The sequence below is a fragment of the Roseovarius indicus genome, assembly GCF_008728195.1.
Taxonomy (GTDB): Bacteria; Pseudomonadota; Alphaproteobacteria; order Rhodobacterales; family Rhodobacteraceae; genus Roseovarius; species Roseovarius indicus.
Window position 1 is genome coordinate 4,415,588 of the sequence record NZ_CP031598.1, and the last position, 22,522, is coordinate 4,438,109.

Annotated in this window: 19 protein-coding genes; 6 read left to right on the plus strand and 13 right to left on the minus strand. The window is 65.0% G+C overall.

Annotation, left to right across the window (positions count from 1 at the left end; translation table 11 throughout):
- Positions 1 to 67: 67 nt before the first annotated feature.
- Together RIdsm_RS21335 and RIdsm_RS21340 are read right to left on the minus strand one after the other, a co-directional pair.
- The gene (locus tag RIdsm_RS21335; RefSeq protein WP_057818320.1) at positions 68 to 1,360 is read right to left on the minus strand and encodes an ABC transporter substrate-binding protein; all 1,293 of its coding nucleotides are present in this window, start codon (positions 1,358 to 1,360) and stop codon (positions 68 to 70) included.
- A gap of 313 nt (positions 1,361 to 1,673) precedes the next feature.
- Positions 1,674 to 2,048, minus strand: a complete 375-nt coding sequence (locus tag RIdsm_RS21340; RefSeq protein ID WP_064261880.1) for a cupin domain-containing protein — start codon at positions 2,046 to 2,048, stop codon at positions 1,674 to 1,676.
- Between the two features lie 168 nt (positions 2,049 to 2,216).
- Here RIdsm_RS21340 and RIdsm_RS21345 point away from each other — a divergent pair, with 168 nt between their 5' ends.
- Complete coding sequence (locus RIdsm_RS21345; RefSeq protein ID WP_057818318.1) at positions 2,217 to 2,591, plus strand: cupin domain-containing protein; 375 nt, start codon at positions 2,217 to 2,219, stop codon at positions 2,589 to 2,591.
- Complete coding sequence (gene betA, locus RIdsm_RS21350) at positions 2,588 to 4,300, plus strand: choline dehydrogenase (RefSeq protein WP_057818316.1); 1,713 nt, start codon at positions 2,588 to 2,590, stop codon at positions 4,298 to 4,300. The genes RIdsm_RS21345 and betA overlap by 4 nt, the downstream gene beginning before the upstream one ends.
- Here betA and RIdsm_RS21355 read toward each other — a convergent pair.
- From RIdsm_RS21355 to RIdsm_RS21375, 5 genes are all read right to left on the minus strand, one after another.
- Entirely contained in the window at positions 4,297 to 5,490 is a 1,194-nt protein-coding gene (locus RIdsm_RS21355; protein WP_057818314.1) for an iron-containing alcohol dehydrogenase, read from the minus strand. The two genes, betA and RIdsm_RS21355, sit on opposite strands and share 4 nt — an antisense overlap.
- Positions 5,491 to 5,512: 22 nt before the next feature.
- A complete protein-coding gene (locus tag RIdsm_RS21360) occupies positions 5,513 to 6,949 on the minus strand; it encodes an amidase (protein ID WP_057818312.1) in 1,437 nt (478 codons plus the stop codon).
- Between the two features lie 12 nt (positions 6,950 to 6,961).
- Entirely contained in the window at positions 6,962 to 9,037 is a 2,076-nt protein-coding gene (locus tag RIdsm_RS21365; RefSeq protein WP_057818310.1) for an ABC transporter permease, read from the minus strand.
- Entirely contained in the window at positions 9,034 to 10,101 is a 1,068-nt protein-coding gene (locus RIdsm_RS21370; RefSeq protein ID WP_057818309.1) for a quaternary amine ABC transporter ATP-binding protein, read from the minus strand. Before RIdsm_RS21370 ends, RIdsm_RS21365 begins: the two co-directional genes overlap by 4 nt.
- A 120-nt stretch (positions 10,102 to 10,221) precedes the next feature.
- Positions 10,222 to 11,166, minus strand: coding sequence for an ABC transporter substrate-binding protein (locus tag RIdsm_RS21375; protein WP_057818308.1), 945 nt, complete (start codon positions 11,164 to 11,166; stop codon positions 10,222 to 10,224).
- A gap of 412 nt (positions 11,167 to 11,578) precedes the next feature.
- On the opposite strand from RIdsm_RS21375, the gene RIdsm_RS21380 reads away from it, so the two are divergent.
- Both RIdsm_RS21380 and RIdsm_RS21385 read left to right on the plus strand, forming a co-directional pair.
- Complete coding sequence (locus RIdsm_RS21380; RefSeq protein ID WP_057818307.1) at positions 11,579 to 12,367, plus strand: MBL fold metallo-hydrolase; 789 nt, start codon at positions 11,579 to 11,581, stop codon at positions 12,365 to 12,367.
- Positions 12,360 to 13,136, plus strand: a complete 777-nt coding sequence (locus RIdsm_RS21385; protein WP_057818306.1) for an SDR family NAD(P)-dependent oxidoreductase — start codon at positions 12,360 to 12,362, stop codon at positions 13,134 to 13,136. The genes RIdsm_RS21380 and RIdsm_RS21385 overlap by 8 nt, the downstream gene beginning before the upstream one ends.
- A gap of 16 nt (positions 13,137 to 13,152) precedes the next feature.
- Here the strand turns inward: RIdsm_RS21385 and RIdsm_RS21390 are convergent, their stop codons facing one another.
- The 4 genes from RIdsm_RS21390 to RIdsm_RS21405 all read right to left on the minus strand — a co-directional run bounded on the left by RIdsm_RS21390 (position 13,153) and on the right by RIdsm_RS21405 (position 17,396).
- On the minus strand, positions 13,153 to 14,070 hold the full coding sequence (locus tag RIdsm_RS21390; protein ID WP_057818305.1) for an alpha/beta hydrolase: 918 nt from the start codon (positions 14,068 to 14,070) through the stop codon (positions 13,153 to 13,155).
- On the minus strand, positions 14,067 to 14,993 hold the full coding sequence (locus RIdsm_RS21395; RefSeq protein ID WP_057818303.1) for a DMT family transporter: 927 nt from the start codon (positions 14,991 to 14,993) through the stop codon (positions 14,067 to 14,069). The genes RIdsm_RS21390 and RIdsm_RS21395 overlap by 4 nt, the downstream gene beginning before the upstream one ends.
- Positions 14,994 to 15,054: 61 nt before the next feature.
- Positions 15,055 to 16,245 (minus strand): aminomethyl transferase family protein, encoded by a 1,191-nt coding sequence (locus tag RIdsm_RS21400; RefSeq protein ID WP_057818301.1) that lies wholly within the window; start codon positions 16,243 to 16,245, stop codon positions 15,055 to 15,057.
- Complete coding sequence (locus RIdsm_RS21405; RefSeq protein WP_057818299.1) at positions 16,242 to 17,396, minus strand: aromatic ring-hydroxylating oxygenase subunit alpha; 1,155 nt, start codon at positions 17,394 to 17,396, stop codon at positions 16,242 to 16,244. The genes RIdsm_RS21400 and RIdsm_RS21405 overlap by 4 nt, the downstream gene beginning before the upstream one ends.
- 95 nt (positions 17,397 to 17,491) lie before the next feature.
- On the opposite strand from RIdsm_RS21405, the gene RIdsm_RS21410 reads away from it, so the two are divergent.
- A complete protein-coding gene (locus RIdsm_RS21410; RefSeq protein WP_057818297.1) occupies positions 17,492 to 18,388 on the plus strand; it encodes a LysR substrate-binding domain-containing protein in 897 nt (298 codons plus the stop codon).
- 76 nt (positions 18,389 to 18,464) lie between these two features.
- Positions 18,465 to 19,670, plus strand: coding sequence for an aromatic ring-hydroxylating oxygenase subunit alpha (locus tag RIdsm_RS21415; protein ID WP_057818295.1), 1,206 nt, complete (start codon positions 18,465 to 18,467; stop codon positions 19,668 to 19,670).
- Positions 19,671 to 19,776: 106 nt separating this feature from the next.
- On the opposite strand, the gene RIdsm_RS21420 is transcribed toward RIdsm_RS21415, so the two are convergent.
- Positions 19,777 to 20,994 (minus strand): aromatic ring-hydroxylating oxygenase subunit alpha, encoded by a 1,218-nt coding sequence (locus RIdsm_RS21420; protein WP_057818293.1) that lies wholly within the window; start codon positions 20,992 to 20,994, stop codon positions 19,777 to 19,779.
- Between the two features lie 56 nt (positions 20,995 to 21,050).
- Complete coding sequence (locus RIdsm_RS21425; RefSeq protein WP_057818291.1) at positions 21,051 to 22,457, minus strand: aminotransferase; 1,407 nt, start codon at positions 22,455 to 22,457, stop codon at positions 21,051 to 21,053.
- Between the last annotated feature and the right edge of the window lie 65 nt (positions 22,458 to 22,522).

Here is a 22,522-nt window from a genome sequence, read left to right on the forward strand (position 1 = left end):
TTCCGTGCAGGTAGAGAGCGGCCCGGCTTCTTGTGCCGGACCGCTACCGTTTGCCACGTGAGCCGGATCAGCCGCGCTGATCCCACATCTGGCCGTAGGCCTTCATGTGCTTGACCAGCAAATCGCCGTGCTTGTCGTACCAGTCGGGGATGTTCCGGAAGCCCTTGATCACGGCCTTGCCATCCTCGATCACAACGACCGGCCAGTCGCCTACGAGCGCGTTGTCGATCCCGAAGAGGTCGGTGCCCCACCAGCTTGCGTCGCCGAAGGCGTGCTTGCCCTTGCCACCTTCCTTCATGGCCGAAATCACCGCCTCGGGGTCGGCCGAGCCCGCCTTTTCGGCGGCGGCTTTCCACAGGTCCATGATCGAGGCGTATTCCCAGCTGACCGCACCCCACTGGCCGGGGAAGCGTTTGGCATATTCCTCGTAGAACCCGTTGGGATCCTCGAAATTGACCTGGTCGGAGTTGAGCGCCGGATCGTCGAAATCAGGGAACTGGAAGATGAAACCTTCCATGAATTCCTTCGAGGTCTTCGAGATCATCTGGTCATAGAAATCCGCCGTGCAGCTGATGATCTGGCCTTCGTACCCCTGCTGGAACAGCTGTTCGCAGATCGGGTGCACGTAATCGGCATAGCAGGTGTCGAGGCACACGATGTCGGGGCTGTTGGCGATCAGCCGGGTCACCACGGGGGCAAAGTCGGTCGTGGCCGGGTCGAAGAGAAGCGGCTCTTCCTGCATCTCGATGCCGGCTGCCTCGAACGCGGCGAGATAGGTGGCGACAGAGGGCAGGCCGAGCGCGTCATCCTGCGCGCACATCACGGCGGTCTTCAGGTCGGGCTTGTTCTCGGCCAGCCACTCGACGCCCGTCACGTTGTAGATCGGGTGCACCTCGGCCGGCGCGATCAGCGTCGTCGTATCGGGCGACAGGTCAGACGGCAGCAGGGTCGAGAACAGCATGCCGGTCTTGTCGGCCACCGGCTGCACCCCCGGCCAGGTGTCGCCGCCCAGCATCATGATGAAGCTGACGCCGTCTTCGCGAATGAGCTTGGTCGCCCCGGTGCGGGCCTTGGCGGGATCGTATTCGTTGTCGTAGCTCACGAATTCGACCGGATGCGCGCCATCCGACAGCTGAATGCCGCCCGCCTCGTTGATCCGCTCGGCCCAGATTTCACAGCCATCGAGGCCGGGTTTGCCCCAGGCCGCCACGGCGCCGGTCAGCGGCGCGAGAAAGCCGATCTTGATCGGGTCACCGGCCGCAAGCGCCGCGCCGGGAAGCCCCGCGCTGACCGCCGTCGCGGCGGTGGATTTCAGGAACGTTCGGCGCGTCAGCCCGGACGACAGGATTCTGGAAAACATCTTGACACTCCCATGTTGGCACCGCTGCTTTTTCGCGGCTTATTGTGAAGCCGAATCCAACCGGGCAGAGGAAATCAGACGATTTCTGGACCACAACTGAACCAATTACCCAAAATGGTTCGATTTCGGATCAACCATAGCAGGCCAATATCGATTCCGGCAAAGGATTATTTCGGATTTCCGCCCAAAGCGGTCCTGCACGCCCGCAAACAAGACGCCCGCCACTTGTGCTTTGGCGGGCGTCAGAGCTGTTTTTTTGTGCAATGTCAGGGGCCTCGCACCCCCGGTTCCGGGATGCGGCCGGACCGGATTTTTATCCCGCCATACCCGGCGCTTCCTCCGACGCCTCGGCATATACGGCGATGATACAACCGGTTTCGGTGTGCGAGGTGTGCTCGGTTCCCCCGTCCAGCCAGACCACGTCACCGGTCTTGTAGACGGTGCCGTCATTGTCGATCAGCTCGCCCTCGACAATCAGGAATTCCTCTGCGCCGCCATGGCGGTGCGGGGTCGATCGCGACCCCGGTTCCATGCGGTAGATGTAGAATCCGACATCCCGCTTGGTGTGCGGATTGAGCTTGATATAGGACGTGCCCGCCTCCGGCCCGCCAGTGGTGGTGTAGGGCGTATAGGCCGCGTCGTCGCGGATGTTCGCGGTCTTCCGCTCGCTGGGCTGGATCGGTTTCATGGGCGCTCCTTTGTCTTGCAGACGTGATACCTGCCCTGACTGTACTAAAAGTTTGAGTGAGCGCTCAATATAATTTTTCTCCCGCAACCATCGCCAGACCATGACAGGCCCGTGCGGTTCCCCTAAGCTCCCCCTGACCGGACCAATCACCCAAGGAGGCGGCCGCCGATGATCCGCGCAATCGACCTGACCGACGCCGAAACCCACGCGATCGCTGCCGGGCCACGGCAGATGACGATGAGCAGCCCCGATGTCGCCGCGCCCACAGAATGGGAGAACCTCGTCGTCGACCGCCCCTCTCCCCATGTCCGCGCGGGCACGTGGAAATGCGAGCCCTATACCGACCAGATCACCGATTACGAATTCGACGAGTTCATGTACCTGATCGCCGGGCATATCGAGCTGATCTATCCCGATGGCTCGCGTGACAAGTTCGGGCCGGGTCAGGCATTTCTGCTGCCGCAGGGCTTCACCGGCACGTGGCACCAGCCCGAGACGGTCATCAAGTATTTCGTCATGACCGGCCGGCAGGACACCGCATGAGCGACTACGACTACATCATCGTCGGCGCCGGTTCCGCCGGGTGCGTTCTGGCCAACCGCCTCGGCGAAGACCCCGGCACGCGCATCCTCGTCCTCGAAGCCGGGGGTGACGACCGGTCGCTGATCGTGCGGATGCCCGCCGCGCTCACGATGCCGATGAACACCAAGCGGTTCAACTGGGGCCTCAGCACCGAGCCCGAACCGCATCTCGACGGTCGGCGGGTGAACCTGCCCCGCGGCAAGGGGCTGGGCGGCTCTTCCTCGATCAACGGCATGTGCTGGGTCCGCGGCAACCCGATGGATTACGAACTCTGGGCGGCCCGCGGCGCAACCGGTTGGGGCTGGCGCAGCGTCCTGCCATACTTCCAGCGGCTCGAGAATGCCTCCGACCCCGGCGACCTGCGCGGGCGCGACGGGCCGATCCACGTCACCCGCGGCTCGGAGGCGAACCCGCTCTTCACCGCTTTCGTCGAGGCGGGCGTACAGGCGGGATACGCCCGCAGTGCCAATATGAACGACCGCCAGCACGAAGGGTTCGGCCCGATGGAGATGAACGTCGACAACGGCGTCCGCTGCTCCGCCGCCCGCGCCTATCTCCGCCCTGCCATGGCCCGCGGGAACGTCCGCGTGGTGACCTACGCACAGGCCACGCGCATCCTCTTCGACGGCACACGCGCAACCGGCATCGAGTATCGCCATAACGGCCAGCTCAAGACCGCCACGGCCGGGCGAGAGGTGATCGTCTCCTCCGGCTCCATCATGTCGCCCGCGCTGCTCAAGCGCTCCGGCATCGGCAACCCCGAAGAGCTGAAAGAGGCCGGGATCACGCCGAAACACACCCTCCCCGGCGTTGGCGAAAACCTGATGGACCATCTCGAGGTCTACGTTCAACAGGCCTGCACCCAGCCCATCACCCTCTTCAGCGCCCAGTCGCCTCTCTCCAAGGCCAAGATCGGTCTGGAATGGCTGCTCACCCGTGGCGGCCTCGGCGCCTCGAACCATTTTGAGGCCGGCGCCCATATCCGCAGCCGCGCGGGCATCAGCTATCCCGACCTGCAAATGCACTTCCTGCCCATCGCGATCTCCTACGACGGCAACACGCTGGCCGAAGGCCACGGCTACCAGGTGCATGTCGGCCCGAAACGCTCGAAAAGCCGCGGCTGGGTCCGGCTCGACCCGGCAAACCCCGACGGCCCGCCCAAGGTGCGCTTCAACTACATGAGCCACCCCGACGACTGGACAGAGATGCGCGCCGCCATCCGCTTCACGCGCGAGGTCTTCGCGCAAGCCGCCTTCGCCCCCTACCGCGACGAAGAACTGGCCCCCGGCCCCGACGCCCAATCCGACGACGCGCTCGACGCCTTCATCAAGGAAAAGGTCGAAAGCGCCTACCACCCCTGCGGCACCTGCCGGATGGGCACCGATCCGCTGGCCGTGGTCGACCCAGACTGCCGGGTTCACGGTCTCGAAGCCCTGCGCGTGGTCGACAGCTCGATCATGCCGCAGGCCACGGCCGGCGATCTCAACGCGCCGACGCTGATGCTGGCGGAACGGGCGGCAGACCTCATCCGCGGCCGCGACCCGATGGTCATCGACGACGCGCCCCTTCCCGTCGATCCGGAATGGAAAACCCGTCAGCGCTCGCAGGAAATTTCGCTCGACCTGGCGACATCCGGCGGCACCGACGAAAGCTTTTTCGACCTCGGTTAACCGGGCCGCGCCTGTGTCAGGGCGGCCTCGATCAGCGCTTGGATCTCCGCCTCCGTGGCCTGCCGCGGGTTGGTGGTCGCCGCCACGTCCTGGATGGCCTTCCCGGCAATCCGCGCCGCGCAATCGTCGGGCACGCCGATCTCTTTCAGCGACCGGGGAATGCCCAGCCCGTCGAGAATTCCCTCGACATGGCTAGCGAACTCTTCGCCAGACAACGCCCCAAGCCCCATCGCCTCGGCCATCCGCGCGGGCTTGTCGCCGAGAACGGGCAGGTTGAACCGCACCACCTGCGGCAACACGACCGCATTGGTCAACCCGTGCTGGGTGTCATACTCCGCCCCCACCATGTGCGAGATGGCGTGCACCATGCCCAGCCCCTTCAGGAACGCAATCCCGGCAAGGCACGACCCCGCCAGCATCCCGCCGCGCGCCTCAAGGTTCTCGGGCTCTTCCACCGCCACTGGAAGCCACCGGGCAATCAGCGTCAGCGCCTGCAGGGCCAGCCCGTCGCATAGCGGGTTGAAGCCCGGCACCGAATAGGCCTCGATCGCATGGGTCAGTGCGTCCGCCCCGGTCCACGCCGTCAGGTTGCGCGGCAAGCCGACCGTCAGCGCAGGATCGAGCAGCGCCAGGCTCGGCTTCAACTCCGGATGCCAGACGCACAGCTTCATGCCGCGCCCCACATGGGTCACCATCCCGGTGCTTTCCGTCTCGGCCCCGGTCCCGGCAGTCGTCGGAATGCAGATAAGCGTCGGAAACGCGGGCTGGCCGCGCATGTCCGGCGGCGTCTTGTCGAAATCGAAATCCCACAGGTCAATCTCGTTCGCCGCCGTCAGGCAGACCGACTTGCCGCCATCCATCGCGCTGCCCCCGCCGATGGCGATCACCGCGTCATGCCCGCCCTCGCGAAACATTGCCCGGCCTGCACCGATCTCGTCGTCGCGCGGGTTCGGCGAAACATCCGAGAACACGGCCGAGCCAAGCCCGGCACCTGCAAGAACCTCCTGCAACTGCCCGATGAAGGGCAGGTCACGGCTCCCCCGGTCGGTCACGATCAGCGGGTTTTTCAGCCCCATCGCCGCACAGCGCTCGCCCATCTCGGCCAGCCGGCCCGGGCCATAGGCAATCGGCACCGGAAAGCTCCAGTCCTGTGGGGCAAGCAGGTCGTCTTCGATCGGCGCAACGGTCATTCGGTGGGTCCTTTGCTGAGGGTCATGGAAATTCGGGCGGACGACGGTCACTCCACGGTGCCGCCTCTTCAAGCTGCCGGGCCAGCCGCAGCATCACCGCGTCTTGGCCGACATGGCCCACCATCTGAACTGCCAGCGGCAAGCCGGTGGGAAACTGGTAAAGCGGCATCGACATGGCGGGCTGGCCGGTGACGTTGAAAATCTCCGTGTAGGGCGCAAACCGGAACGAGCGCTCGGCCCAGCCATCGGCATCCCTCTCGATCAGCTCGCTCAGAAGGCCCGTCGGCAAGGGTGGCTCGGTCAGCGCCGGCAACAACAGCACATCCAGATCGTCCATCGCCGACGCGATCTTCCGGCGGATCGCGGTCATCCGCATCCGCGCCTGCACCATGTCGACCGACGAAAGCCGCCTTGCCTGGTCGACCGACCAATGGATCAGCGGCCCAAGCTCGTCCTCCGTGGCCGGGCGGCCAATGGCCGCGGCGCGGGCGTCGACCACGGCCGCTATCTCACTCGCCCAGAAAGGCAGCGAACAATCGAACGGATCGACATCGTCGGGCCAGTGAAACTCGTCCGTCTTGTGCCCAAGCTCTTCCAGCAACGCGCGGGTCTTGGCGACAGCCTCATGCGTCGCCTGGTCCGGCGCATGCCCCGCCGGCGAGCTCACCACCACGCCAACGCGCAATCCCTCCGGCGCCTGTGACAGCGACGCCACCAGGTCATCCGGCACCGCCCGCCACGGCACCGGCTGCCCCGCTTCCGGGGCTGCGGTCGCGGCAAGCATCCCCGCGGAATCCCGCACCGACCGCGATACCACGTGATCGACATTGATCCCGCCCACCAGCGGCCCCATCGGCGACCCGCTGGCAATCACCCCGCCCGACGGCTTGAACCCGAACAGCCCGCAACAGGCCGCCGGCACCCGGATCGACCCGCCGGAATCGCTCGCATGCGCCATCGGCACCATCCCTGCGGCAACTGCGGCCGCCGCCCCGCCGCTCGACCCGCCCGGTGTGCGCGTCAAATCCCACGGGTTGCGCGTCGGCCCGAACAGCTCGGGCTCGCAGACGTAATCCGTGGCAAATTCCGGCGTGTTCGTCCGCCCGGGAATGACCAGCCCCGCCGCCCGCCAGCGCCGCACCAGCGCGCTGTCTTCGGTCGCCACCGGCGCCTCGGCGAAGAAGCGGCACGCATGGGTCGTCCGAAACCCGGCCACGTCGACATTGATGTCCTTGGCCAGAAATGGCACCCCGGCGAAAGGCGCCGCCTTGTCGACGGTCTCCGCCGCCTCCCGCGCCGCCGCATCGTTCCGTGCCACCACGGCGTTGAGCGACGGGTCAAGCCGGTCGATCTCGGCCAGCGCGACATCGAGCAGCTCGGCCCCGCTCACCTCGCCCGACCGCACAAGCGCGGCCAGCCCGGTCGCATCCTGCCTGCGATATTCCTCGGATGTCAGCACCGCATCACCTGCCTACTCGGACGACAGCCCCAGTTCCTTCTGGCGTTTCTGGCTCCACGCCTGCGTCATCCGGTCGGCGATCATGGCGATGATCGCCATGCCTAGCCCGGCCACGATGCCGACACCGAAATCACCGTCGCCCAGCCCGATATACACCCGCTGGCCCAGCCCGTTCGTGCCCACCAGCGCGGCAATCACCAGCATGGCAATCCCGAACATGATCGTCTGGTTCAGACCCAGCATCATCACCGGTAGCGCCAGCGGCAGCTTGACCCGCCACAATAACTGCGACCGCGTACACCCGATCGCCGTCGCCGCCTCGATCACATGCGCGGGAATGCTGCGCAGCCCGTGCTCGGCATAGCGGATCGCCGGCACGATGGCATAGGCCATGATCGCCAGAAGCGCCGTGAACTCGCCGATCTTGAAGATCATCAGGAACGGGATCAGCAACACGAAAAGCGGCATGGTCTGAAGCGTGTCGTTGAACGGGCGCAGCGCGGCAGAGAGCCCGTCGAACTCCGACGCCAGAATCCCCAGCGTCGCCCCGATCGCGAAGGACAGCAGAACCGCCAGCCCGCAAAGGTAGATCGACAGCAACGCCTGCGGCCAGACGCCCGAAACGATGATGAAGCCCAGCCCGATGACCGTACCCAACGCCAGTTTCGGCCCGGCCAGTTGCCAGCTCAGCAACGTCGCCATCGCCAGCAGCGTGAGCCAGGGCAGGCGTGTCAGCCCGAAGTACAGCAACGTCGCGCAAAACGCCACGAACAGCGCCGCGCCGATCCCCTGCCGCCAGGCCGACCACAGAACCAGCGCCACCGCGGCGGCCACATAGGCAAGTTTCAGCGTGGTGGTGAACTCGAACCCCCAGGTGTAGGGCGAGATGGTTTCCGTCAGCCCGATCTTCACCGGCAGCATGACGAAGAAGAACGCCGCGGTCTTGATCATCGAAATCAGGTCGGCGTACTCGACCACGATATAGGTGACCGCATCGTTGAGGTACCGGGCCGGGAAGATCTCCCATGACCGCGGATACTCGTTCAGGAACGGCAGCATCTGCGCAAGCAGCGCGACGCCAACACCCAGCGCCGCCGCGATGATCCACACCCGGTGCCGCGACACGAAACTCTCGTCGAGCACCGGTTCCTTCGGCTCGGCGGTGGCGGCGGCCGCCGTGATCCGGTCCATCACCATCGCCATCAACGCGATCACGATCCCCGCCAGAAGGCTTTCGCCGAACTGCGCCTTGCGCATAGTCGACAGCACCTCCCACCCGATATCGGCCGTTCCGCCGATGATCGATGCGATGATCACCATCGAGAACGCCGCCATCGTCGTCTGGTTCACCCCCAGCAGGATCTGCCGCATCGCGCTCGGCACCCGGACCCGCCAGAAAAGCTGCGGCCCCGTCGCGCCCGACATCAGCCCCGCCTCGATCACCTCCTGCGGCACGCGCCGCAGGCCCAGCATGGTGTTCCGTACCGTTGGCGGGAACGCGTAAAGCACACTCGCGATCAGGCCCACCACCGGGCCGAACCCGAAAAGCAGAAGGATCGGCAACAGATAGGCAAAGGCCGGCACCGTCTGCAGCAAATCCATCGTCGGCCGGATCATCCGTTCCGCCCGTTCGGAATAGAACGCCAAGGTCCCCAGCGCGAAGCCCACGAACACCGCCAGCGGCACCGAAATCGCCACCAGCGCCAGCGAGTTCATCGACTCGTGCCAATAGCCGATCACCACCATGTAAAGCACCGACAAGAACGAAAAGACCGCCAGCTGCCAGCCCGACACGGCAAAGGCCGCAAAGGTCACCAGCGTCAGCGTCACCGACCACGGCAACCAGTTCAGAAACTCGCGCACCGCCGTCATCGGCACGTCAAGCGCGGCGGAAAACGCCCGGAAGAACGGCCCGAACATGTCGACGCACCAGTCCATGAAGCTGTTGAGAAGCGGCGTGATCGGCACGACCCAGTCCTCGGGATAGGCCACCAGCCAGCCGGCCGAACCCTGCACCGCGAGAAACACCAGCGTCAGCGCAATCAGCGCGCACCACGCTAGGGTAAAGGGGCTCTGAAGCTTGCTCACGCCGGCACCTCCGCCCCTCGGTTCGTATCCTGATGCGCCAGCGCCGCGATCACGCTGGAGGAGGTCACCACGCCAAGGACCGAACCATCGCGCATGATGCGGATGCCCTCCTTGTGCGAGGCCAGCAGCGGCAGAAGCTGCTCGACACTGCAATCGCTGTCTTGCTGCGGCATGCTGTCCTGCGGGGAGGCCTCGCGGTCGATGACGTTCTCGGCCTTGAGCACGCGCACCATCGGCACTTCCTCGGTGAACTCCGCCACGTAATCATCCGCCGGGTTCACGATCAACTCGGCCGGGGTACCCATCTGCACCACCATGCCGTCGCGCATGATCATCATCCGGTCGGCGATGCGCAGCGCCTCGAGGAAATCGTGGGTGATGAACACGATGGACTTCTGAAGCGAGCGCTGGATGCGCAGGAACTCGTCCTGCATCTGCCGCCGGATCAGCGGGTCGAGCGCCGAGAACGGCTCGTCGAGGAACCAGATTTCCGGCTCGATCGCCAGCGACCGGGCAATGCCCACCCGCTGTTGCTGACCGCCCGAAAGCTGCCTCGGGAACGCGGTCTCGCGCCCTTCCAGCCCCACAAGCTCGATCACCCGCTGGGCCTTTTCGATCTGTTCCTTGCGCGGAAGGCCCTGCAAAGACAGCGGAAACGCGATGTTGTCGAACACGCTCAAGTGCGGCATCAGACCAAAATTCTGGAACACCATGCCCATCTTGTGCCGGCGGATATCGATCAGGTCCTTGTCGGACTTCTTCAGCAGGTCCTCGCCATCCAGAACCACCTCGCCATGGGTGGCCTCGATCAGCCGCGACAGGCACCGCACGACGGTCGACTTGCCAGAGCCGGAAAGCCCCATGATGACGAAGATCTCGCCCACGTGGACGTCGAAATTCACGTCGGCCGCCGCCGGGATCGCCCCATCGTCGCGCATCCGCTCCGACAACTCGCGCACACCCGTCTTGCCGACCTCCGACTTGAAGTAGGGCGCCGATGAGCCCCTGTAGACTTTCCACAGATGCCTGCACGACAGCTTCACATCGTTTTTCTCGTCGCCCATTGCCCGTAATCTCCCCGCGCGGCTTGTTCCGGTCCGCTTTCAAAAGAACATGGCCCGGCCCAAAGGCCGGGCCATTCTGTCAGGCCCCGCCAGTGGCAGGGCCGGTTCCGACGATACCAATCAGTTCTTGGCCGCTTCCGCCGCCTCGACCCAGGGGGCCCAGGTTTCTTCGTTGGCGTCGACCCATTCCGCGATCACGTCTTCAAGCTCGCGGCCCTTCTGGTCGATTTCGTTCATCAGCGTGTTCTGGGTATCGTTGTCGATCGAGAACGCTTCGAACAGCGCCGCGGCGCCCGGCCAGGTACTGGCGAAATCCTTGTTCGCGACCTTGTCGATGCTGGCCTGCTGGAAGCCGCAGGCATTGCCTTTGCTCTGCCCCGATTCCTCGACGCATTCGCCGTCGGCCTCGTCCCACTCGACCCAGTTGAACTCGTTCTCGGCAAAAAGCCAGTGCGGCTGCCAGAACATCATCAGCATCGGCTTCTCCGCCGCGACGGCCGACTTGATCTCGGCGATCATGGCGCCTTCGCTGCCGCCGGCGACCGGCTCGAACGGAATGTCGATCTGGCCGACCACGTCCTTCGACCGCGTGCCCCAGTCAGCCGGGTAGGTGATCAGCCGTCCCTTGGGAAACGTGTCGGGCGAGGCGAAGGCCTGCGCGCAGTCATAAAGCGCCTCGTAGCTCGGCAGGCCCGGGCACTGCTCTTCCATGTAGGGCGGGTAGATCCAGCCCTCCTGCGGCGTCAGGCCAAGCTGGCCCACGACGACGATATCGCCCGACTCGACGGCCTTGGGATAGATGTCGCCCACGTTGTTCGTCCAGACTTCGGGCTGAACATGCAGGTCACCCTGCGAGATGGCCGCGTATTGCGGCACGGCCCCGGCGGTGACGTATTCGACCGAATAGCCGGCCTTTTCGAACAGCGACCCGAGGATATGGGCCGAGATGTGCTGACCCGTCCATTCGTTGATCGGAATCTTGATCGGATCGCTCGAGTCGGCATAGGCGCTGCCGGCCCCGGCAAGCGCGATACCGGCGGCAAAGAACAGTGACTTCATCTTCATGTCTTGATCTCCCTAGTGGTCTGAAGCAGTTTTTTGTTGTTCTGGCTTTCGCTCATGGGCGTATGGAACCACACATCCCGCAAGTATTCATCCCAAAAATCGTGGAAATTCAGGGGGGCGGCCGGGCCACGCGGGTCAGCGCCCGCTGATTGGGCTGATTGCCGCGATCCCCTTGCGTTACATGGCCAGGGCCGTGCGATACCGTGCGGACCGACCGTGAATTTTTCAGCTTAAAGTGTTGTTCAGCGGGGATTTTCCCGCCTATCGGGAAGCCCGCTTCCTTTCGCCGCACCGGCCCGGACACATGATTCGCGGACCCGCCGCACGGGAGGCCCGACCTAAGTGGTGGCGAAGCCCACGGCCCCGCGCTAGGTTCGCCCGGCAAACCATTCCCGCGGAAAGGATCAATCCGATGGCGCTGCGCGTAGCGAAAGACTGGTATGGCGTCGAAACGCTTGGCGAGGGTGTCTCGCGCATTCACGAAATCCACGTCGCGGACTGGCTGCGCTGCAACATCTGGCACGTGCAGGGCCGCGACCGCGACCTGATCATCGACACCGGCATGGGCCTGCGCCCGCTGGTCGAAGAGGTCGCCCGCCTCGGCGACCGCCCGATCACGGCGATCATGACCCACAGCCATTTTGACCATTCCGCCGGTCTGCACCAGTTCCACGACCGTTGCGGCCACCACACCGAGGCCGAGATCATCGCGCACCCCGACGCCGCCAACACCGTGGCCGACACCGGCTATGTCCGCGCCGAGACCTTCACCGCCCTGCCCTGGGAAGGCTTCAGCCACGATCAGTTCGAGGTGAAGCCCGCCCCCCTGACCCGCCTGCTCGACGAAGGCGACGTGGTCGACCTGGGCGACCGGGCCTTCAAGGTCTTCCACCTGCCCGGCCACTCCCCCGGCTCGATCGCGCTTTACGAGGCCGCGACCGGCCTGCTCTTCAGCGGCGACGTCGTCTATGACGGTGCGCTGATCGACGATCTCTACCATTCGGAGGCCGAGGTTCTGAAAGAGTCGCACGCCCGGTTGCGGGAATTGCCCGTGACCCGCGTCCACGCCGGCCATTTCGAGTCCTTCGGGCAAGACCGCATGATCGAAATCATCGACGAATACCTCGCAGGCGGCCGGCGCGTGGGCGATCCCGACGCATGGATCGCGGGCGAAATGAACAAGGAGTCAAAGAATGGCTGAAGCACCTCAAAGAGTGGCCGTCGTCACCGGCGGGCTGGCCGGGATCGGGCTGTCGATCGCGAAGAAACTGAACGCCGACGGGCACAGGGTGGCCATCGGCGCGCGGCGCGGCGACGACCCGGCCATGCACGAGATGGCGGCGAAAGAAGTCGGGCCGGATACGTTCGTCGCAAAGCTCGACGTCTGCGACGAGACCTCTGTCGAGACCTTCTGCAACGCCGTCGAAACCACATGCGGCCCCATCGACATCCTCGTCAACGCCGCCGGCATCACCATTCACCACACCGTCACCGGCCATGACCTGAAAGCCTGGACCGACGTGATCGACACCAACCTCACCGGCCCGTTCCTGACCACGCGCGCCACCCTGCCGGGCATGATCGAACGCGGCTGGGGCCGCATCGTCAACATCGCCTCGACCGCCGCGAAATCCGCCGTGGCCGACCACCCGGCCTATTGCGCCTCCAAGGCCGGGCTGCTGGGCCTCACCCGCGCCGTCGCGCTGGAAGGCGCGCCGCACGGGGTCAGCTGCGTCTCGGTCAGCCCGACCTGGGTGGAAACCGAAATGCTGCGCAGCAGCGCCGCGATCATGGCGAAGGAACACGGCCACAGCGTCGACGACGAGATCACGGCACTGGCAAAGGCCAACCCCCAGAACCGCCTCGTCCAGCCCGAGGAAATCGCCGCGCTTGTGGCCTTCCTGTGCTCCGATGCCGCGCCGGCCCTGACGATGGAGGACATCTCGGTCAATGCCGGCGCGCATTGGTGAGATGCCGGGCATGTCCTCAGCCCCCGCTCATGTGTCGCGCCAGGTGCGCGCCGCACCGGCTTAGCGATTCCGCGGCCTCGGGTAACTCGTCGTAGAACTCGAAGACGTGCCAAAGCCCGTCATACACATCCAGATCGACCGATACCCCGGCCGCCCGCATCCGTCGGGTCACCTCGATGCTCGGGCTCATCAACAGGTCGCGCGTGCCGGTGGTGACAAGCGTCGGCGGAAACTCCGGCCCGAAGCCCCCGCCAATGGGTGACACGCCCGGCGCCTCGCGCCGCGTCTCTCCCGCATACATCTTCGCGGCGGCCTCGACGAAGGCCAGGTCGAGCGTCGGGTCGCGCCCGTCATTGGCCTGCACGCTGTCCCCGCCATGGGCCAGGTCGCACCACGGCGACAAAAGCACCGCCGCCACCGGCAGGAAAAGACCCTCGGCGCTTGCCCGCTGCATCAGCGCCAGCGCCATGTTGCCGCCCGCGGATTCTCCGGCGATGCCGAACGCCCCCGCCTCACGGCAGAGTACATCATAGACCGCCGCCCCATCCTCGATGGCCGCCGGATAGGGATGTTCGGGCGCCAAACGGTAATCCACCGCCACCACCCGCGCCCCGGAATGACGGCACAGCCCGGCGCTGACGATCAGGTCTTCCCGCGCGCTCCCCGTCACGTAGCCACCGCCGTAGCAGTAAAGCACCGTGCCGATGGGCTCGCCCCCGGGCGGCAGGATATCTAGACAGGGCACACCGCCGATCTCGACCTCCGCCACCGTCACGCCATACCCCGCCACGGCCCGCTCTGACCTCGGCAGGAACTCGTCCTTCGCCATCTTCCGATACGCCCCAACGGTGTCCGGCCCCAGCGGCCCCAGGTCGTCCGGCACCGGCTGTTCCAGAAAGGCGCGCGCCGCCTCACTCATGTAATCGCGGCTCATGCCGTACCCTCCACTTGCGCGCGGCGGCCGCGCCATGTCATCAGCACCGGTTCGATCAAGCCCGCCGACATGATCAGCGGCAAACCGATCATCTCGCGGATGCCGAACCGCTCACCCGACCAGATCGCCGCCGACACCGCGGCCACGACAACCTCGGTCATGAACAGGAACCCCACCACCCCGGGGTTGAGCCGGGTCGGCGCGAAGATCGTGGCAAACCCGCTTGGCAGGATCAGCAGGATCGTGATCGGCAGGAACCAGATCAACACCTTGCCGATGTCGCCCGCCTCGGGCGGCACGACCCGGCCCTGGGCGGTGCCCATCAGCGCAACAACGAGCGATACGATCGCCGCGACCACGAAAAAGTTGACCGTGTGCGTGGCGGCCCGCACGCGCCCCCCGCCGGTCAGGATCAGGGTGCACCCCAACGCCCAGAACATGCCCGAGACCAGCCCGCACCAGTCGCCCGCATTGCGCGGCCACGGTATGCCGGTATCCTGCGCGAAGATCACGGTCATGCCCACGATGCCAAGCCCGATCGCCAGCCAGCGCGACCACGTCATCCGGTCCCCCAGGAACACCCAGCCCAACAGGAAGCCCCAGATCGGCATCAGGTAAAAAAGAAGGATCGCGCGGACGACCTCGGTATAAAGCAGCGAGGCCGCGTAAAGGGCAAAGGCCACACCGCCCAGGATACCCCCCAACAGCGCCCGCCCGCCCCGGGCATAATCAAGCCGAAGAAACCAGATCGCCGGCAGGCTCAGGATCGCGGGCACACCCGTGAACAGCGCCATGGCCCATGCGGCCTCGACCCCGCCCTGTTCGACAATGCGTAGCGGAAGCCAGTAGACGCCCCAGCAGAGCCCCGCGAAAAGCCCCGCGAGCACTGCGATCCTGTCCGATCCGGTTGCCGCGCGGTCCATCCTTGCCGGCCTCCTGTCACCCCGTCGTCCGGGGCGGTTCCATACCGCCCCGTCCCAAGCTTTACGCCGCCCGCTCGGGGATATCCACCAGCTTCCCGCGCGGGATCTCGCAGGCCTTGTCGTAAAGCGGCGTCTCGGCCAGCGTCGCGGCATACATCTTGCCGTCATTGCCCTCGACCAACAGCTCGGTGCCCGGCCCGGCCTCGGCCGTGTCCATCAGCGCATAGCCGATCCCGTGCCCGAGATAGGGCGAGGTCACGCCCGCGGTGACCCGCCCGGCCACTCGGCCGTTCCATTCGACCCGGCCGTTCACGCGCGGCTCGCCCTCGGGGCACAGGATCCCGTGCAGGCGCTGAGCCTTGTCGGCTTTCTCCAACGCCGCCTTGCCGATGAAATCGGCCTTGTCCATGTCGGCGAACCGGCCCAAGCCCACGTCGAAAGGCGTGGTTGTTTCGTCGAAATCCGACCCGGCGTTGAGGATACCCGCCTCGATCCGCCGGATATTCATCGAATCCAGCCCGAACATGCGCAGCCCATGCGGCGCGCCCGCCCGCTCCAGATGCGCCCAAAGCTCGGCCGGGTCGTGATGCGGCTCGGTGTAGAACTCCCAGCCCAGCTCGTTGGTATAGCCGGTGCGGGTGATAAGAACGGTCTGCCCGCCGAAATCCACCCAGGCGCTGCCGAAATAGCCGAAGCGGTCGGGCAGGCCATCCTTCGCCGCCGCCTCGAGAATCTCCATCGCGGCGGGCCCCTGGATCTGGCTGACATTCACCTGGGGGTCGATGATCTTCACATCCATCCCCTTGGCATGCGCCCGGGCCCAGTTGACGAAATCGCCATCCGCCTGCACGTACCAGAACCGGTCCTCGGCCAGCCTTACGAACACCCCGTCCACGATCAGCCCGCCATCGTCAAAACAGGCGATGCCATAGCCACACCGCCCCGGTTTCACCTTCGCGATGTTGTTGATGAAAAGGTAATCCATCAGCTTCTCGGCATCCGGCCCGACAAACTCGATCGGCCATTCGCCGGTATGCAGGCAAGCCGCCTTCGTCCGCAGCAGCCAATACCCTTCGTCGGTCGGCAGGTCGTCCATGCAGACGCACATGAACCGGCGGTTATAGACCGTGTAATGCGGCCCGTGCTTCGCCTCGATGTCATGATAGACATGCCGGCGCATGTTGAAATCCCACCCCGCACCGGGGCGCGAGGTGATCAGGTCACGGGTTTTCCCGTCGCTCGAAGTCATCATTGGTCCGCATCCGGATCAAGATTGGCACCAAGCGCGTCGGCCACCAGTTTCTGGAAATGGTGCACAGCATGCTCGCTCAGCTCGGTCTTGCCGGAATCCACCACGAACCGGCCCTGGTTATACCCGGAAGATTTCAGCCCCTTCTGCACGCTCTCGCACAGGCCGATATCCTCGGGCTGCAGCACGTCGATCTGGTAGTTGATCGCGTCGCGCAGCTGCTGGGTCACCTCGCCATCCTTCACGAACCAATCCTGGTACTCGACGCATTGGTCGGGGGCGGTGGGGTTCATCTGCAACACCGACAGGTTCGCTTCGCCCGGATAGGCCCAGATGGTGAAGTTGGGCCAGACATACCAGCCGGCATAGCCGAAATCGACATCGCCCGGCGTGAAGCTGAACGCGCGGGAATTGACCGAGCGGGGCTTGCCCGCGCACTGGCTGGAATACAGCCCGCAGGTCACTGTGCGATAACTGTCCATGTCCACCAGGTCGACGAAATCCTTGTGCGCCGGGTGGCAGTGATAGCATTCGAGGAAGTTGTCGATCATCACCTTCCAGTTGGCTTTCACGTCATAGCTGTCGCGCTGCGCGAATTGCAGGTCGTCGACCGAAGGCACGAAATGCCGGATTTCCTTTTCGAGGTCGCCCATCTGCTCGGCGAAAGGCGTCGCCCCGGGGTCGAGGTTGACCAGAACGAGCCCGCAGAACACCTCGACCTGCACCGGCCGCAGAGAGAACTCCTCGCGCTTGAAGCCCTTCACCTCTTCCGTGTTCCGCGCCGACTTGAGCGTGCCGTCGAAATCGAACGCCCAGGCGTGATACGGGCAGGTGATGATGTTCTTCTTCCCCGTCCCCGACAGCAGCTCGTGCCCCCGGTGCGGACAGACGTTGTAGAACGCCCGCAACTCGCCCGTGCGGGTGCGCGCCACGAAGATGTTCTGCTCGTGAATGCGCACCGTCAGGAACTGGCCGGGCTCGGCAACCTGGCTCACATGGCCGGCATAGTTCCACGTCTTGTAGAAGATCGCCTCTTTCTCATGCGCCCAGATTTCGGGGTCATGATAAAAACGCGCCGGAAGGGTGTAGGATTCCGCCGGATCGGCGCGAAACGGCGCGTCGCCGGGCATCAGGTTGAGAAGGGGTAGGTTCATCGGTGGCTCCTGCTTCCTTGTCTAGTGACATTAGACAGAATAATCATGGATCCTGACAAACGCTGATTTCTACCGCTCTTGAACAAGCCCTGCTAATGCTACGCCGCAATCTCCCCCCGCTCGACCTGCTCCTCCCGTTCGAGGCCTCCGCCCGGCTGGGCAGTTTCACCCGCGCGGCCGAAGAACTTTCGGTCACCCAGTCGGCCGTCAGCCAGCGCGTGCGCAAGCTGGAAGAGCTGTTGGAAATCAACCTCTTCGAACGCCGCCACCGGGCCATAGAGCTCACCCCGGAAGGCCGCGAACTCCTCAACGGCGTCAAGGTGGCGCTTCAGCACCTCACCTCGGCCACCCACAGCCTGCGCCAGCGCGACACCCGGCGTTTCCTCAAACTCGCCTGCGACACCTCCATCGGCCAGCACTGGCTGCTGCCCCGCATCGCCGCCTTCCTCACCCCCGAATCGCCCTTCGCCATCGACCTCAACGTCAGCGACAGCGAGCAGGAGGTGCTGGGCGCCGACGTGGCCGTGCTGCATGGCGACGGGCAATGGCCGGGCTTCGTGGCGCGCCGGCTCTTCAGCGACCTCGTCTTTCCGGTCTGCTCGCCCGACTACCTGCGCCAGCACCCCATCGCCACGCCGCAGGACCTTCTCACCGCCGAGCTGATCGACCTCGATTACGTCCACTGGAACTGGATGAACTGGGGCATCTGGCTGACCGAAACCGGGCTCGACCCGACAGCGGCGCGCATCCTGATCCGCACCAATTCCTACACGGCGCTTCTCGACGCGGCCAAGGCCGGCATCGGCGTGGCGCTGGGCTGGGGCAACCTGGTCGAAGACGCCCTGACCAGCGGCGCACTCGTCCGCCCCGTGCCGGAAACCGTCGACACCGCCTACGGCTACTACGTCCTGCTTCGCCAGGGCGCCGGCGAAGACGCCCACAAACTCGCCCAACACCTCTTCCGCGCCTCCCGCGCGCCGCGGCCGGAATGACACAAAGCCCTGCCATGAAGGCGTTTGACAAAGATTCTGCTTGAAAATTAGTTTGAGCGCTCATTATAATTTAGACATGCAGAACACATCACAAGATCAATCCCCTCCCAAGAACTGGGACCGTTCGGGTCTACCCGGCTGGGCCTATTTCTCGGACGAACTGCTTGAACTGGAAAAGGAAGAGCTTTTCCGCAAGCACTGGCAGCTGGCCTGTCACGTTTCCGACGTGCCCGAGCCCGGCAACTACATGACCTTCGATGTGGGCGAGGAACGCGCCCTCATCGTGCGCGGGCGCGACAACGTCGTGCGCGCCTTCCACAACCTCTGCCGCCACCGCGGCAGCCGCGTGGTGGCCGACGACAAGGGCACCTGCAAATCGGCGCTCGTCTGCCCCTATCACGGCTGGGTCTACAATCTCGACGGCACCCTGCGCGGCGCGGCACAGCCGAAAAGCTTCCCGCCGCTCGACCCCGTGAAATGGGGGCTGAAGCCGCTCGACATGGAAATCTGGCAGGGCTTCATCTTCGTCCGGTTCAAGGAAAGCGATCAGCCCTCCGTGGCCGATATCCTCGGCCGCTTCGACAAGGAGGTCGAACCCTACGACCTCGCCAACATGATCCCGGCGGAAACGCTGGTCTGGGCCGACGAAACCGAGGTGAACTGGAAAGCCATCCGCGACGTCGACAACGAGGGCTATCACGTCCCCATGGCCCACCCCGCCCTGCAGGACCTCTACGGCAAGGGCTATTTCGACGAGCCGTTCGAGGGCGGCGCCGCCCGCTCCTATGCCCCCTTCAACGAGGGGCCGGGCTCGCTCTGGTCGGTCCGCGCCTACAAATCCACCCTGCCCGAGGCCGACTGGCTGCCGGAAAGCCACCGCACGGCATGGCTCTATTACGGGATCTTCCCCAACACCGTGATCGGCATCTACCCGGACTCGATGATCTTCTACCAGGAATTCCCCGACGGCACCGGCAAGAGCCGCCTGCGCGGCGCGTCCTACAAGTACAAGGACGAAAGCCGCGAGATGCGGCTGGCGCGCTACCTCTCGGGCCGGATTGACCGGATCACCGCCGAGGAAGACCAGATGCTCACCATCTGGTCCTGCGAGGCGGCGCTCTCCTCGGCCTATGACGGGATCATCCTGTCGGATCTCGAATACGGCGTGAAAACCTATCACGACCAGCTGCGGAACCTGTTCCCCGTGCTCACGCTCGACGAACCGCCCGCCCCCGGCACCATGGCCGAGGTCAATGCCGAGATGCTGGCCGAGCGAGACTGAGCCACCCCAAAGCCCAAAAGCAAAGCGCGGCGGCCGATATGGCCCGCCGCGCTTTTTCTTTGCCTACATGCAGACCGGGCGGTGCCGACCGCCCGGCCCCATCAGCCTATTCTGCAAGCGGCGCCCTGCGGCTGGCCCGGCTCGCCGCGCCCTCGCTCTTCGGCGCCTCGCCCAGCTGCTCGCGCACCCATTGCTGGAACAGGAACACCTCGTATTCCTCCTGCATCAGAACGCCATTGTGAAAGGCGCTGGAGCGCATGCCCTTCTGGTTCAGCTCGCTCGCCGCGCCATCCTGCTCCATCACGAGGATACCGAACTGGGTGATCTTGTCGGCGTCGAAATCCGGCCGCGCCAGCGTGTCGGGGTGGAACAGCCACTCCGCCGTCAGCTCCATCGTCTCGGCCGTCTTCGGCGTGATCTTCACCAGCCGCACATAGTCGGCGTGATGCGCGATGAAGACCGAGGGCGTCACCGTCACGTAACGCATCCCGACCTCCACATCCGCATCGGTCAGCCCCGGCAGGCGTCCCTGTGCCTCACCATCCATCGACCACGTCTCGGCCCCCGCGCGCAGCCCGCCCGAGTGGTGCGGCGCCAGGTCCTCGGCATGCTCTGCCCACTCCGGATCATCCCGCCGCGCCATGATCGCCCGGCCATAGATCGGCACCAGCTCGCACAGCTCGGGGTGGATGTTGGGACAGTGCAGGCACTCGTTGTAATTCTCCCAGAAGACCTTCCAGTTGCAGTGCAGCGTCTTGGAATAGACATGCCCCACCCGCAGGTCCTCCAGCGGCCAGTTGGCGACATAGGCGGTCTCGGCCCCGTAAAGCTCGTCGAAGGACGGCGCATCGGGGTCGAGATTGACGAAGACGAACCCGCCCCATTCTTCCACCCGCACCCGGTGCAGCGGATGCTCGGCCCGGTCGAACCCGGCCACCTTCCGCATCGGGCCGGTCGCCCGCAGCCGCCCGGTCAGATCATAGACCCACTGGTGATAGGGGCAGGTGATCATCGCCTTCTTCAGCGTCCCCTCCGCCTGCGGGCAAAGGATCGAGCCGCGATGCCGGCAGGTGTTGAAGAACCCTTGCAGTTCCCCCTCCTGGTCGCGAAGCAGCAGGATGGGCTGCCCCGCCACCTCGAAGGTGCGGAAGGCGCGCGGCCCGTCCAGCGTCTCGGCCCGACAGAGGTAGACCCAGTTTCGCCCCCATATCTCCCGCACTTCGCGCTCGAAATGCGCAGGATCCAGGTACCACGACGCAGGCAGCGATGCCTGCGCGCGCGTGAGACCGTTGAAGCCCTCTTCCAGAACGGCATTGTCCTCCATCGGGCGACCTCCTTTTCAGGGTATGTGTGGTGGGGTGTCCGCGCACGCGGCGCGGGTCAGAGCATTTCGTCCTGCACCTGCTGAACCGCCGTTTCGAGAATGTCGAACATCTGGTCGACCTCGTCCAGCGTGATGATCAGCGGCGGCGAGAAGACGCACTGGTTGATCAGCGGGCGCACGATCAGACCCATGTCCTCGCATTTCTCATCGACGCGGGCCCCGAACTCGGTGTCGATCGCCAGCCGCTTCGACTCGGGCGTGCCCGGGGCGGCGACGCCCTCGACACAGCCGATCAGCCCCACGCCGCGCGTGTCGCCGATGATCTCGTGCCGGCCCAGCGCGTTCAGCCGCTCCTGGAAATGCGGGGTGATCTCGCGCACATGCTCGAGAATGCCCTCGCGCTCGAAAATCTCGATATTCTTCAGCGCCGCGGCGGCACAGACCGGGTGGCCCGAATAGGTATACCCGTTCGAGAACATGATATGCTCGCGGTCATCCGCCGAGATATCGTTCCACAGCCGGTCTGACAGGATCATCGCGCCCATCGGCAGGTAGCCCGAGGTCAGGCCCTTCGCACAGGTGATGATGTCGGGCGTGATGCCGAACACATCCTCGCTGGCGAACCAGTGGCCCAATCGCCCGAAGCCCGTGACCACCTCGTCCGAGATGTAAAGCACGTCATACTTCCGGCAAACCTCCAGCGTCCGCTTGTGATAGCCCGGCGGCGGCACGATCACCCCGCCCGAGGCCAGCACCGGCTCGGCAATGAAGGCGCCCACGTTCTCGGGGCCGGCGTCCAGAATGGCCTGCTCCAGCTCGTTCACCTTGGCATCGCACCAGTCTTCGACGCTCATGCCCTCGGGGCGCACATAGGGGTTCACGTTGCCAATCAGGCGTACCAGCCGGTCCTCGAAATCGAGCCGCGACTTGGTGCGCTCCTTCCCGGTGACCGAGGCCGCCAGGTAGGTCGACCCGTGATAGCCCTTCTCGCGCCCGATGACGATCTTCTTCTCGGGGCGGCCCTTCATGTTGTTGTAGAACTGAACGAACCGGATCGCGCTGTCGACGGCCGACGACCCTCCGGTGGTAAAGAACACGCTGTTCAGGTCGCCCGGCGCCATCTCGGCAATCCGCTTGGCCAGCAGTGCCGACGGCTCCGCCGCAAAGGCCCAGGGCGAGGTATAAGGCAGGCGCATCGTCTGCTCGGCGATTGCATCCGCCATCTCGCGCCGGCCATAGCCGATCTGAACGCACCACATGCCGCCCGGCCCGTCGATGTATTTCTTCCCATCCGGGTCATACAGGTAGATGCCCTCCGCCCGCGCGGCGATGGTCCGGTCGGCGTCGGCGGTGCCGATCGATTCCCAAGGGTGAACGAAATGCTCGTTATCCCATTCCTGAACGGCCTCTGCGGGGATGGCCGCGTTGTGGCCGGGATCTGCGTTGATGGTCTGGTCGGTCATAGGAGTCCATTTCTAGCGGCCTGCGCCGCATTTTCTGCTTGTCCGCACTCTACCCTAATTATTTT

Excerpts from the sequence above, each read along its gene's own strand:
- RIdsm_RS21335 (WP_057818320.1), bottom strand. The coding sequence starts at position 1,360 with ATGTTTTCCAGAATCCTGTCGTCCGGGCTGACGCGCCGAACGTTCCTG.
- RIdsm_RS21340 (WP_064261880.1), bottom strand. The coding sequence starts at position 2,048 with ATGAAACCGATCCAGCCCAGCGAGCGGAAGACCGCGAACATCCGCGAC.
- RIdsm_RS21345 (WP_057818318.1), top strand. The coding sequence starts at position 2,217 with ATGATCCGCGCAATCGACCTGACCGACGCCGAAACCCACGCGATCGCT.
- betA (WP_057818316.1), top strand. The coding sequence starts at position 2,588 with ATGAGCGACTACGACTACATCATCGTCGGCGCCGGTTCCGCCGGGTGC.
- RIdsm_RS21355 (WP_057818314.1), bottom strand. The coding sequence starts at position 5,490 with ATGACCGTTGCGCCGATCGAAGACGACCTGCTTGCCCCACAGGACTGG.
- RIdsm_RS21370 (WP_057818309.1), bottom strand. The coding sequence starts at position 10,101 with ATGGGCGACGAGAAAAACGATGTGAAGCTGTCGTGCAGGCATCTGTGG.
- RIdsm_RS21375 (WP_057818308.1), bottom strand. The coding sequence starts at position 11,166 with ATGAAGATGAAGTCACTGTTCTTTGCCGCCGGTATCGCGCTTGCCGGG.
- RIdsm_RS21380 (WP_057818307.1), top strand. The coding sequence starts at position 11,579 with ATGGCGCTGCGCGTAGCGAAAGACTGGTATGGCGTCGAAACGCTTGGC.
- RIdsm_RS21385 (WP_057818306.1), top strand. The coding sequence starts at position 12,360 with ATGGCTGAAGCACCTCAAAGAGTGGCCGTCGTCACCGGCGGGCTGGCC.
- RIdsm_RS21390 (WP_057818305.1), bottom strand. The coding sequence starts at position 14,070 with ATGAGCCGCGATTACATGAGTGAGGCGGCGCGCGCCTTTCTGGAACAG.
- RIdsm_RS21395 (WP_057818303.1), bottom strand. The coding sequence starts at position 14,993 with ATGGACCGCGCGGCAACCGGATCGGACAGGATCGCAGTGCTCGCGGGG.
- RIdsm_RS21400 (WP_057818301.1), bottom strand. The coding sequence starts at position 16,245 with ATGATGACTTCGAGCGACGGGAAAACCCGTGACCTGATCACCTCGCGC.
- RIdsm_RS21405 (WP_057818299.1), bottom strand. The coding sequence starts at position 17,396 with ATGAACCTACCCCTTCTCAACCTGATGCCCGGCGACGCGCCGTTTCGC.
- RIdsm_RS21410 (WP_057818297.1), top strand. The coding sequence starts at position 17,492 with ATGCTACGCCGCAATCTCCCCCCGCTCGACCTGCTCCTCCCGTTCGAG.
- RIdsm_RS21415 (WP_057818295.1), top strand. The coding sequence starts at position 18,465 with ATGCAGAACACATCACAAGATCAATCCCCTCCCAAGAACTGGGACCGT.
- RIdsm_RS21420 (WP_057818293.1), bottom strand. The coding sequence starts at position 20,994 with ATGGAGGACAATGCCGTTCTGGAAGAGGGCTTCAACGGTCTCACGCGC.
- RIdsm_RS21425 (WP_057818291.1), bottom strand. The coding sequence starts at position 22,457 with ATGACCGACCAGACCATCAACGCAGATCCCGGCCACAACGCGGCCATC.